This window comes from Sediminibacillus albus, assembly GCF_900101125.1.
GTDB lineage: Bacteria > Bacillota > Bacilli > Bacillales > Amphibacillaceae > Sediminibacillus > Sediminibacillus albus.
Genome location: NZ_FNFL01000010.1, coordinates 52333 through 63917 on the forward strand (window position 1 = coordinate 52333; position 11585 = coordinate 63917).

Annotated in this window: 12 protein-coding genes and 1 rRNA gene; all 13 read left to right on the forward strand. The window is 41.6% G+C overall.

Features of this window, described 5'->3' with window-relative positions; all coding sequences use genetic code 11:
• Positions 1-71: 71 nt before the first annotated feature.
• Entirely contained in the window at positions 72-194 is a 123-nt protein-coding gene (locus tag BLR93_RS18430; protein ID WP_281241727.1) for a hypothetical protein, read from the forward strand.
• Positions 191-1588, forward strand: a complete 1398-nt coding sequence (gene tilS, locus BLR93_RS17585; protein WP_245690192.1) for a tRNA lysidine(34) synthetase TilS — start codon at positions 191-193, stop codon at positions 1586-1588. Before BLR93_RS18430 ends, tilS begins: the two co-directional genes overlap by 4 nt.
• Before the next feature lie 11 nt (positions 1589-1599).
• On the forward strand, positions 1600-2142 hold the full coding sequence (hpt, locus tag BLR93_RS17590) for a hypoxanthine phosphoribosyltransferase (protein WP_093217510.1): 543 nt from the start codon (positions 1600-1602) through the stop codon (positions 2140-2142).
• A 125-nt stretch (positions 2143-2267) separates the two neighbouring features.
• Positions 2268-4250 carry an ATP-dependent zinc metalloprotease FtsH gene (ftsH, locus tag BLR93_RS17595; protein ID WP_093217512.1) on the forward strand — a complete coding sequence of 661 codons (1983 nt, stop codon included), beginning with the start codon at positions 2268-2270 and terminating at the stop codon, positions 4248-4250.
• Positions 4251-4428: 178 nt separating this feature from the next.
• Positions 4429-5208 carry a type III pantothenate kinase gene (locus tag BLR93_RS17600; RefSeq protein WP_093217515.1) on the forward strand — a complete coding sequence of 260 codons (780 nt, stop codon included), beginning with the start codon at positions 4429-4431 and terminating at the stop codon, positions 5206-5208.
• A 17-nt stretch (positions 5209-5225) separates the two neighbouring features.
• Positions 5226-6098: an Hsp33 family molecular chaperone HslO gene (gene hslO, locus BLR93_RS17605; RefSeq protein ID WP_093217517.1), complete on the forward strand. Its 873-nt coding sequence runs from the start codon at positions 5226-5228 to the stop codon at positions 6096-6098.
• Between the two features lie 194 nt (positions 6099-6292).
• On the forward strand, positions 6293-7222 hold the full coding sequence (cysK, locus tag BLR93_RS17610; protein ID WP_093217520.1) for a cysteine synthase A: 930 nt from the start codon (positions 6293-6295) through the stop codon (positions 7220-7222).
• A 200-nt stretch (positions 7223-7422) separates the two neighbouring features.
• Positions 7423-8199: a dihydropteroate synthase gene (gene folP, locus BLR93_RS17615; RefSeq protein WP_093217545.1), complete on the forward strand. Its 777-nt coding sequence runs from the start codon at positions 7423-7425 to the stop codon at positions 8197-8199.
• Entirely contained in the window at positions 8192-8557 is a 366-nt protein-coding gene (gene folB, locus BLR93_RS17620) for a dihydroneopterin aldolase (protein WP_093217522.1), read from the forward strand. Before folP ends, folB begins: the two co-directional genes overlap by 8 nt.
• Positions 8554-9066, forward strand: coding sequence for a 2-amino-4-hydroxy-6-hydroxymethyldihydropteridine diphosphokinase (gene folK, locus BLR93_RS17625; protein WP_093217524.1), 513 nt, complete (start codon positions 8554-8556; stop codon positions 9064-9066). Before folB ends, folK begins: the two co-directional genes overlap by 4 nt.
• On the forward strand, positions 9036-9260 hold the full coding sequence (locus tag BLR93_RS17630) for a helix-turn-helix domain-containing protein (protein ID WP_093217527.1): 225 nt from the start codon (positions 9036-9038) through the stop codon (positions 9258-9260). Before folK ends, BLR93_RS17630 begins: the two co-directional genes overlap by 31 nt.
• A gap of 268 nt (positions 9261-9528) precedes the next feature.
• Positions 9529-11019, forward strand: a complete 1491-nt coding sequence (lysS, locus tag BLR93_RS17635; protein ID WP_093217529.1) for a lysine--tRNA ligase — start codon at positions 9529-9531, stop codon at positions 11017-11019.
• Positions 11020-11373: 354 nt separating this feature from the next.
• A 16S ribosomal RNA gene (locus BLR93_RS17640) occupies positions 11374-11585 on the forward strand; the annotation flags it as partial.

The window sequence follows — 11585 nt, forward strand, 5'->3', positions numbered from 1 at the left end:
ATGCAAAAACAGTTATGGTTTATATTATTGTTTTTTGCAGAGGATAGATGGAAGTGATAGGATAAAGGTGTTTGAATTATCATCAAAATGATATGCTGCCTGTGCCTTTCAATAATACGGACTCACGGATGGTTAACAGACTGCCTGAATCGGCTGGCGCTAAAGCTGGATTTATAAATGGAGTGGGCGAATGATGTTGGAAACGGAAGTAAATAAATTTATTGAAAAACAGAAACTGCTGCACAAGCATGCCGTTATTTTGGTCGGAGTTTCTGGAGGCCCTGATTCAATGGCGCTGCTTCATTTTTTTCAATCTTTACAAGAAGAGTGGGACCTTCGATTAATTGCAGTGACGGCAGACCATGGTTTAAGGGGAAAAGAGTCGAGACAGGATGTAGATTATGTACGTTCGATTTGTGAATCATGGAATATTGAGTTCGTTGAAACATTCTTGGACGTTCCCTCGTATAAGAAGGATCGGGGTTTAGGAACGCAGGTGTCTGCTCGTAAGCTGCGCTACCAGTTTTATGAGGAGCAAATGCAAAGGTTTGGAGCAGATTATCTGGCATTGGGCCATCACGGGGATGACCAGGCAGAAACAGTGTTAATGGGAGTAACGAGAGGAACAAGCTTATCGGCGTTAAAAGGGATCCCGGCAAAGCGCCCCTTCGCAGGCGGCTGGATTGTCCGCCCGTTTTTGGCCGCTACAAAAAAACAAATCGAAGCTTACTGCCAAAAATATAATATCATGCCGAGAATAGACCCCTCCAACATGGAGGACACATATACGCGGAACTACTTTAGGCTGCACATCATCCCCTTGCTGAAGAAGAAAAACCCGAATTTTTTAAATAATATTCAACGGCTTAGTGAATCTGTTGTAGAGGATGAGCTGTTTTTAGGGCAAGAGGCACAGAAGTTATTTGAAAAGGAAGTCGAACTGCCGGAGCACAGCAGAAGCGCAAATTTCAAAATAGAAAGCTTTGCCAAGTTCCCCATTGCTTTACAAAGACGGGCCTTTCATCTAATATTAAATTATCTATATTGTTCGATGCCGCCTGACCTTTCTTACGTCCACGAGGAACAGTTCTTTAACCTTCTTTCGAACAGCAAAGCTAATGCTGCTGTCGATCTTCCTGGAGGATTGAAAATGGTAAAAGCATACCATTTCATCAATTTCTACTTTGAAAAGGATAGGGAGAAAAGCTTTTACATAACTTTAGACGGTCCAGACCGGGTTTTATTGCCTGGCGGATCAGAGTTGATTGCTTCTATTACCAATGATCCAACGGAAGACTCCCGCTATGATATTACATATGATTTGGCCCGGATAAGCTGGCCGTTGTCTGTTCGTTCCAGAAAAAACGGTGATAAGATGCGTGTCAGAGGAATGAACGGGACAAAAAAGATCAAAGATATATTTATTGATGAAAAAGTACCTCTTAGCCAAAGGGAGAGTTGGCCGGTTGTTGAAGATGGTGAAGGAAACATCCTGTGGCTGGCAGGTTTGAAAAAAGGGGTCGGCAATGATAGTGAAAAAGCCGTCAAGTTTTTGAGATTGCATTACGACAAGAAGAGTACCATCTAGGAGGATCAAGGATGCATAATGACATTGAGAAGATACTAATTTCCGAAGAAGAAATCAAAGAAAAGTGTAAAGAGTTAGGCTCACGTTTAACAAAGGAATATGAGGGGAAATTCCCATTAGCAGTCGGAGTATTAAAGGGCGCCATGCCGTTTATGTCTGATATCCTGCGCGCTACGGAAACGTACTTAGAAATGGATTTTATGGATATTTCAAGTTACGGCGGTGAAACTAGATCATCCGGGGAAGTTAAGATCGTCAAGGATTTGGATACAAAGGTAGAGGGAAGAGACCTTTTGATAATAGAAGACATCATAGACAGCGGCTTAACCTTGAGCTATCTTGTCGATTTGTTTAAATACAGAAAGGCAAATTCTATTAAGATCGTCACACTGCTCGATAAGCCTGAAGGGCGTAAGGTAGATATTAAGGCAGATGTCGTTGGATTTAAGGTGCCAAACGAGTTTGTTGTAGGTTATGGATTGGATTATCAAGAGAAGTATCGTAACCTTCCGTATGTAGGTGTTTTGAAACCGAAAATATATGGCGGTGAATAACCCAGCTGGATTTGCAGGTATGACTGTCAAAATTTTGACATATCTTAAAAGGGTAATTAGTTGTATTGGTCCTTTTTAATATGGTACTATTTACTATAGTTTTCTCGCTTGGGAGGAGGTAGGCAATGAACCGAATTTTTCGTAATGTCATTTTTTATTTCCTGATATTCCTTGTAGTTATCGGGATTGTCGGAGTATTTAATGGACAGAATAATCAAGAAACAGAATATAATGTAAACGAGTTTATGCAGGCATTAAATAATGGTGAAATTTCTGAGATGACAATGCAGCCATCCAATGGTGTTTATCGTATTACCGGTGAATTAACAGGCGGTGATAACGAAACATTCATAACTAATGTGCCTGATAATCCTGAGATTGTTTCCAGTATTACAAACCAGGCAACAGAACAGGATGTTTTATATGTTGAAGAAGAGGAACAGCCAAGCGGATGGGTAACATTCCTTACTACAATGATTCCGTTTGTTATCATATTTATTTTATTCTTCTTCTTGCTTAACCAAGCACAAGGCGGCGGAAGCCGAGTGATGAACTTTGGTAAAAGCAAAGCAAAACTTTATAGTGAAGAGAAGAAGAAGGTTAGATTTAAGGATGTGGCAGGTGCCGACGAAGAAAAGCAGGAGCTTGTAGAGGTAGTAGACTTCCTAAAAGATCCACGCAAGTTCTCCGTAATCGGAGCAAGGATTCCTAAAGGTGTCCTTTTAGTGGGACCTCCTGGTACAGGTAAAACATTGCTTGCACAAGCAGTGGCAGGAGAAGCGGGCGTGCCGTTTTTCTCCATTAGTGGTTCTGACTTCGTAGAGATGTTTGTTGGTGTGGGTGCATCACGTGTGCGTGATTTGTTCGAAAATGCCAAAAAGAATGCACCTTGTATTATATTTATTGATGAAATTGACGCAGTCGGAAGACAGCGTGGAGCTGGTGTCGGCGGCGGACATGATGAACGCGAGCAGACGCTTAACCAGTTATTAGTCGAAATGGATGGTTTCGGTGAAAATGAAGGAATTATCATTATCGCCGCAACGAACCGTCCTGACATTTTGGATCCAGCCTTATTACGTCCGGGACGTTTCGACCGACAGATCACTGTCGATCGCCCAGACCTTAAAGGAAGAGAAGAAGTGCTTAAAGTCCATGCCAGAAACAAGCCGTTGGATGATTCCGTAGAGTTAAAAACTATTGCAATGCGGACACCTGGTTTCTCTGGAGCTGATTTGGAAAACTTGCTAAATGAAGCAGCGCTTGTTGCGGCTAGGACCGACAAACAGAAAATCGATATGCTTTCTGTTGATGAAGCTATTGATAGGGTAATTGCCGGACCTGCGAAGAAGAGCAGAGTTATTTCCGAGAAGGAAAGAAATATTGTCGCATATCACGAAAGTGGTCATACCATTATTGGTATGGTGCTGGATGATGCAGATATGGTTCATAAAGTTACAATCGTTCCCCGCGGGCAAGCTGGAGGCTATGCAGTTATGCTGCCTAGAGAAGATCGTTACTTTATGACGAAACCCGAATTATTGGACAAAATCACCGGTCTTCTCGGCGGCCGCGTTTCCGAAGAAATCATTTTTGGCGAGGTTAGTACCGGAGCCCATAATGACTTCCAAAGAGCGACGAGTATTGCCCGTAAAATGGTAACTGAATACGGAATGAGCGAAAAAATAGGTCCGTTACAGTTTGGCAGCTCGGGCGGCCAAGTGTTCCTCGGTAGAGATATGCAAAATGAGCCGACTTACAGTGACGCTATTGCATATGAAATTGACCAGGAAATCCAAAACTTTATTAATCAGTGCTATAACCGAGCTAAGGAGATATTAACTGAGAATAAAGAGAGATTGGAACTTGTTGCTAAAACATTGCTAGAGGTTGAAACGCTGGATGCCAGCCAGATAAAATCTCTATTCGAGAAGGGTGAAATGCCTGAACCAGTCGTTTCAGAGCAAGAAGGCAAGCAAGAGGAGACTTCTGACAATAATGATGTCAAAGTGAATATACAATCCAAATCAGATGAGGAAAATACTGCGGCTGAACCAACAGATGCAGATAATGCTAGCGATTCTGATCAAGACAAAAACAATAGTTAGTGAAGAACAAACGCCTTCCTTGGATGAGTTTCAAGGGAGGCGTTTTTTACGTATGTACGGTCCTGGCAATACATAATAGTGAAGGAGACAAGCCGAAAAATTCAATTCACGTGTATAACCGTGTAAAATCGATTATAGTATTAAACGCAGGAAAAGTTCTCGAAAGGAAATTAAAAATATGATTTTTGTACTTGATGTAGGGAATACAAATACCGTATTAGGTGTTTTTCATGAAGATCAATTAAAGTTCCAGTGGCGAATTAAAACAGACAGATATAAAACAGAGGACGAGTTTGCCGTAGTGATAAAGGCTTTATTTGACCACGAAGGACTGATACTTTCCAATATAGAGGGAGTTATCATTTCTTCGGTGGTCCCGCCGATCATGGATGCGCTCGATCGGATGTGTCGCCGTTATTTCGGGAAGCGCCCAATGATCATTGGCGACGCCAAGGTAGACACATTAGTGCAAATGAAATATCCGAACCCGGCAGAGATTGGAGCCGATAGAGTGGTGAATGCCGCGGGTGCCATTGAATATTATGGAGCTCCGTTAATCATTATTGATTTTGGTACAGCCACGACGTATTGCTATATAAATGAAAACAAAGAATATGTAGGAGGAGCAATTGCTCCGGGTATTAATATTTCTCTCGAAGCATTGTACGCCAATGCAGCCAAACTGCCCAAAATAGAAATTAAAAGGCCAGAGAGCATTGTCGGCTCTTCTACAGTCGAAGCAATGCAGTCTGGGGTTTATTTTGGATATATCGGGCAAGTCGACGAGGTGGTCAGGCGTCTTCAGCAGCAATCCTCTGCAACAGCAAAGGTGGTGGCAACGGGCGGGCTAGCCTCATTAATAGGTCCCGAATCAGCGACTATTGATTATGTAGACCCTTATCTTACCTTAAGAGGGCTTCATTTCATTTACAAAAAGAACGAGAACAAACCGTTTTAAAAGGAGAATGATATATCATGAGTGACTATTTAATTAAAGCGACTGCATTTAATGGGACAGTGAGAGCATATGCTGTCCAGTCTACAGAAACCGTGGAGGAAGCTAGAAGACGGCATGACACTTGGGCAACAGCATCTGCCGCCATCGGAAGAACAATCACGATTACTTCCATGATGGGGGCAATGCTAAAGGGCGATGATAAATTGACTGTTAAACTGGAAGGTGATGGTCCTGTTGGCCCTGTCATTGCTGATGGGAACGCCAAAGGAGAAGTAAGAGGATATATTACCAACCCGCATGTTGATTTTGATTTAAATGAAAAAGGCAAGCTGGACGTTGCTAGAGCTGTAGGTACCCAGGGTAATTTAAGTATTGTAAAGGATTTAGGCATGCGAGAGCATTTTACCGGACAAGTACCAATTGTCTCCGGAGAAGTTAGTGAAGACTTTACGTATTATTTTGTTAATTCAGAGCAAATCCCCTCGGCAGTTGGTGCTGGCGTATTAGTGAATCCGGATCACACGATTCTCGCCTCGGGAGGCTTTATTTTACAAGTAATGCCTGGAGCAGATGATGGGACGATTGATTTGATGGAACAACGCATTCATAAGATACCCTCTATTTCGAGTCTTGTCAGGGATGGAAATACGCCTGAAGAGATTTTAGAAAAACTGCTCGGAAAAGAAAATTTAAAGTTACATGAAAAGCTCCCGATTCATTTCAAATGCCAGTGCTCCAAAGAGCGGGTGGAAAATGCACTTAAAAGTCTTGGGGATGAGGAAATAGAACAAATGATAAAAGAAGATGGCGGAGCAGAAGCAACTTGCCATTTCTGTAATGAGCAATATCATTTTTCGGCAGAAGAACTTGAAGGATTGAAAACGGAATAGGGCGATAAATATAGAGCAACAGAACCATTTCGGATGGTTCTGTTCTTAATTTATAATCAAGTCATGAAAAAAGCAGTCGCTGAATAGTTATAATTGTCTGTGAATTGTCAGCGAATCAGTTGACTTTTGGGCTTGAATTCATTACATTGAGTATAAATCCAACAAAAATACTAGGAATTGGGAGTGGGTAAACAATGAAAGTAGCTCAATCAATTGCTGAATTAATAGGTAACACCCCTATTGTTAAATTGAATCGCACAACCGATGAGGATGGCGCGGAAATTTATGCTAAGTTAGAATTTATGAATCCGGGCAGTTCAGTTAAAGATCGTATTGCCTTAGCAATGATAGAAGCGGCAGAGGAAGATGGACATATTAAAGCAGGAGATACCATTATTGAGCCAACCAGCGGCAACACAGGAATTGGGTTGGCATTGGTTGCTGCGATTAAAGGTTATAAAGCTATTCTGGTTATGCCAGATACGATGAGTGTGGAACGGCGTAATTTATTGCGCGCTTATGGTGCAGAGCTAGTACTTACACCGGGCGCGGAAGGGATGAAAGGAGCAATTAAAAAGGCTGGAGAATTACAAGAAGCCAATGGTTACTTCATGCCCCAGCAATTTAATAACGTGGCGAATCCTGCTGTGCACGCCCGCACGACCGGAAAAGAAATAATACAGCAAATGGGTGACCAATTAGATGCTTTTGTATCGGGAATTGGTACAGGAGGTACGATTACTGGTGCAGGGAAAGTGTTAAAAGAAAAATACCAGGACATCAAGATATACGCAGTAGAGCCTGAAGCTTCTGCTGTTTTATCAGGAGGAAATCCTGGTCCGCATAAGATTCAAGGGATTGGCGCTGGTTTTGTTCCGGAAGTATTAGATACTGCTGTATATGACGAAGTAATTCAGGTAAGTAATGAAGATGCCTACGCAACAGCCAGAGAGGCTGCCAAAAAAGATGGGTTGTTAGGAGGCGTTTCTTCCGGTGCTGCCATTTTTGCCGCAAAACAAGTGGCTAACAAACTTGGAAAAGGTAAAAAGGTATTGGTTGTCATTCCAAGTAACGGAGAGAGATACCTTTCTACTCCTCTTTACCAATTCGATGAAAATGAATAAATGCAATTCTGCCCCGCTGAAAAGCGGGGTTTTTTTCTGCTCTGTTGCTTGCAGTCTATTTACTGTCTTGATTGGTTAGTGAAGTATTTTGTTAGTTGTTGTAAAATGAACGTAACGATTAAGTAAAGGAATGAAGTATAGTGCCATACTGGCTGAATACCAAGGAAAGACAATATAATTTAAGCGAAAAAACGTTAGTGATGGGTATCTTGAACATCACTCCCGACTCATTTTCCGATGGAGGTAAATACAAAGAGGTTGACGCTGCTGTTGAGCAGGCTCTTGCAATGGAAAGGGAAGGGGCTGACATTATCGATATAGGCGGAGAATCGACAAGACCTGGGCATGAACCAATTTCAATTGAAGAGGAACTGAATAGAGTACTGCCAATCATCCAGGCTGTAAAAGAAAATGTCCAGCTGCCAATTTCAATAGATACTTATAAATCGGAGACCGCCAGGCAGGCTATCGAAGCAGGCGCCTCCATTATTAATGATATTTGGGGAGCAAAAAAGGATCCGGAAATTGCACATGTAGCTGCCGAATGTAATGTTCCGATAATATTGATGCATAATAGGGATAATGCCTATTACACTACTATTATTGAAGACATGAAGCAGGATTTGCAGGAAAGTATACATATCGCTTTGCAGGCAGGAGTGAAAAATGAAAATATTATTTTAGACCCTGGCATTGGATTTGCAAAAACGGCAGCAGATAACATCACGGTCATGCAGCATTTAGACCGGTTGTCGGAGCTTGGCTACCCCGTACTGTTAGGGACATCCCGTAAATCAATGATAGGGAAAATTATAGATGTGCCTCCAGAACAAAGAGATGCAGGCACTGGTGCTACCGTTTGTTTTGGCATTAGCAAAGGAGTAAATATTGTCCGGGTTCACAACGTGGGCATGATCCATGACATGGCTAAAATGATGGATGCTTTGATTGGCAAGGGGAGGGGTACCATTGGATAAAATTTATTTGAATAAGATGGAATTCTACGGTTATCATGGATTATTTCCTGAAGAAAACAAATTAGGGCAGAGGTTTCTAGTTGATCTCGCATTAGAGCTCGACTTGAAGAAAGCTGGACAAACAGATAACATGGATGAATCAATCGATTATGGACGTATTTATCAAGTGACAAAAGAAATTGTCGAGGGAGAAGCTAGTAAGCTGATTGAGAATGTAGCTGAGAAGATATCCGCGAGTCTGCTGTCTGAATTTGATAAGTTAATGGCTTGCACAATAAAGGTTATAAAACCTGACCCTCCCATTCCTGGCCATTACAACTCGGTGGCCATCGAAATTTACCGGGAGCGCAGCCAATGAATTCGGCTTATGTTGCTCTGGGATCGAATATTGCACCAAGGGAAATGTATTTAGAAAAAGCAATAACAGCTTTGAATGAACATAGCGGTATTGAAGTTGTCCATCAATCAGCGATTTATGAAACACTTCCGGTCGGTTATACAAATCAAAATAATTTTTTGAATATGGTAGTGGAAATAAGTACAAAGCTCAATCCTTTGCCGCTCTTGGATTTGTGCCAATCGATCGAGGGCGGGCTGGGAAGAAAAAGAGAAAAGCGGTGGGGGCCTCGCACATTGGACCTTGACATTTTGCTCTATAATCAAGAAAATATTAAATCAGAGCGACTATTTGTACCTCATCCTAGAATGCACGAACGAGCTTTTGTACTGATCCCCTTACAGGATGTCAATCCGGATATCATTATCCCTACGCAAAACAAAAGTGTTTCAGAAATTCTGGATGAGATGCCGACAACAGAGAAAAAGGGAGTAATGACATGGGTGAAAAAGAATGGGGAAGAAGAATAAAGGCTTATCGTAAATTAAAAGGATATACACAAATACAATTTGCTCATAAACTGGGTATCTCAGTTTCGATAATTGGAGAAGTGGAACGCGGAACCCGGAAGCCCGGCTGGGAATTACTGAATCAAATTACTGCTGCTTTAGGAATTACTATCGAAGAACTGGCTCCTAAAGAGGATAAATATATTAAAAAATAAAAAGCAGGCTATATATGTTTAATATAGTTGAAATTACTATAAAAAAACAGAAGCCAAATCAATCAGATCGAGACTCGGGTATTCTGCACAGTTTTGCAAGGGACCTCGAAGGAAAAGCGAAAGTTTCGTAGAAGTGTTTCACATTGACACTTTGCAGCACCTTTTCTATACTAACAACTAAGTAAAGAATGCTGCCAGTGCCTTACTGGCAGTTTTTTAATTGGAAACGCCTGGCTGTGAAATCTAATCTCTAAATGGAGTGAGACCGATGACAGAAGAGTTAAATGACCTTATGCGCGTGCGCAGGGAAAAATTACAAAATTACCGTGAAAAAGGCCTTGATCCTTTCGGCGCTAAATTTGAACGGACCCATCTAGCCGAAGACTTAAAAGAGGCTTACGATAGTTTTTCAAAAGAGGAATTAGAAGAAAAAGCAATAGAAACCACCGTTGCTGGAAGAATCATGACGAAGCGCGGAAAAGGAAAAGCTGGTTTTGCTCATATTCAGGATTTAAGCGGTCAAATCCAGCTATATGTACGAAAAGACAAAGTGGGAGAAGAAATATACGAATTGTTCAATACGGCAGATATGGGAGATATTGTAGGGGTAACAGGCACGGTATTTAAAACCAAGGTAGGAGAATTATCTGTTAAGGCGACTAGTTTTTCTATGCTAACAAAATCCCTTCGTCCGCTTCCAGAAAAGTTCCATGGATTGAAGGATGTAGAACAGCGATATCGCCAACGTTACTTAGACTTAATAACAAACCCTGAAAGCAAAGAAACATTTTTAACTAGAAGTAAAATTATTCAATCAATGCGGCGCTATTTAGATGAAAGCGGCTTTCTTGAAGTAGAAACGCCAATGATGCATGGAATCGCCGGTGGTGCTTCTGCCCGTCCATTTATCACTCATCATAACGCACTGGATATTTCGCTTTATATGCGAATAGCGATTGAATTGCACTTAAAACGCCTGATTGTTGGCGGAATGGAAAAGGTCTATGAAATCGGGCGAGTTTTCCGGAATGAGGGTGTATCCACCCGACACAACCCGGAGTTCACTATGCTTGAGCTGTATGAGGCGTATGCTGATTTTCATGACGTGATGTCATTGGTTGAAAATATGGTAGCCCACATCGCCAAAGATGTGTTAGGAAAGACAACCGTCCATTATGGAGATCATGAAGTTAAGCTTGAACCACAATGGACACGACTTCACATGGTGGACGCAGTGAAGGAATATACTGGCGTTGATTTTTGGAAACAAATGAGTGATGAAGAAGCAAAAGCGTTAGCAAAAGAAAATGGGATTGAAATAAAAGAAACGATGACATTTGGTCATATAGTAAATGAGTTCTTTGAACAAAGAGTAGAAGAGAAGTTGATTCAACCTACTTTTGTTTATGGTCATCCAGTAGAAATTTCCCCGCTGGCTAAGAAAAATCCAGAGGACAGTCGCTTCACCGATCGGTTTGAATTATTCATTGTTGGCAGAGAGCATGCCAATGCATTCTCTGAATTAAATGATCCAATCGATCAAAGAGAGCGATTCGAGGCACAGGTTAGAGAGAAGGAACAAGGGAATGATGAAGCACACGAAATGGATGATGACTTCCTGGAAGCATTAGAGTATGGTATGCCTCCAACAGGTGGACTGGGAATTGGCATTGATCGGCTGGTTATGCTCTTGACCAATGCTCCATCAATCCGCGACGTCCTGCTCTTCCCTCAAATGAGAAACAGAGAGAAACAATAGGTATATATAATTTGCAAAGCCCATTACTGTAAAATGTAATGGGCTTACCTATTGCCTGATGAGGCGTTTCTAAGCAACGATAATTACCATTTATTTCTTTGAATTTTACTCTTGCTTTCAGTTAATAATCATGGTAAATTATTAAGCGTTGCATTAATAACTAACTTGCTTTTTGCGACAAACCGAAAAATGAATTTGAAAAAAGTTGTTGACTTAATGTTCGCAACATGTTATATTTATTAAGTCGCCATTTTGAGCGACACACAAATTTTTGATCTTTGAAAACTGAACAAAACAACCAGTATGTCAAGTAAGAAACAAGCTAGTTTTTTGAACGAGCAAGCAAGCTCATATTTTATGGAGAGTTTGATCTTGGCTCAGGACGAACGCTGGCGGCGTGCCTAATACATGCAAGTCGAGCGCGTGAAGCAACCGGACCCCTTCGGGGTGAAAGCTGTGGAACGAGCGGCGGACGGGTGAGTAACACGTGGGCAACCTGCCTGTAAGACTGGGATAACCCCGGGAAACCGGGGCTAATACCGGGTAATACTTTTCTTCGCATGAAG

Coding starts and splice junctions, on each gene's coding strand:
- tilS (WP_245690192.1), top strand. CDS start 191: ATGATGTTGGAAACGGAAGTAAATAAATTTATTGAAAAACAGAAACTG.
- hpt (WP_093217510.1), top strand. CDS start 1,600: ATGCATAATGACATTGAGAAGATACTAATTTCCGAAGAAGAAATCAAA.
- ftsH (WP_093217512.1), top strand. CDS start 2,268: ATGAACCGAATTTTTCGTAATGTCATTTTTTATTTCCTGATATTCCTT.
- BLR93_RS17600 (WP_093217515.1), top strand. CDS start 4,429: ATGATTTTTGTACTTGATGTAGGGAATACAAATACCGTATTAGGTGTT.
- hslO (WP_093217517.1), top strand. CDS start 5,226: ATGAGTGACTATTTAATTAAAGCGACTGCATTTAATGGGACAGTGAGA.
- cysK (WP_093217520.1), top strand. CDS start 6,293: ATGAAAGTAGCTCAATCAATTGCTGAATTAATAGGTAACACCCCTATT.
- folP (WP_093217545.1), top strand. CDS start 7,423: ATGGGTATCTTGAACATCACTCCCGACTCATTTTCCGATGGAGGTAAA.
- folK (WP_093217524.1), top strand. CDS start 8,554: ATGAATTCGGCTTATGTTGCTCTGGGATCGAATATTGCACCAAGGGAA.
- BLR93_RS17630 (WP_093217527.1), top strand. CDS start 9,036: ATGGGTGAAAAAGAATGGGGAAGAAGAATAAAGGCTTATCGTAAATTA.
- lysS (WP_093217529.1), top strand. CDS start 9,529: ATGACAGAAGAGTTAAATGACCTTATGCGCGTGCGCAGGGAAAAATTA.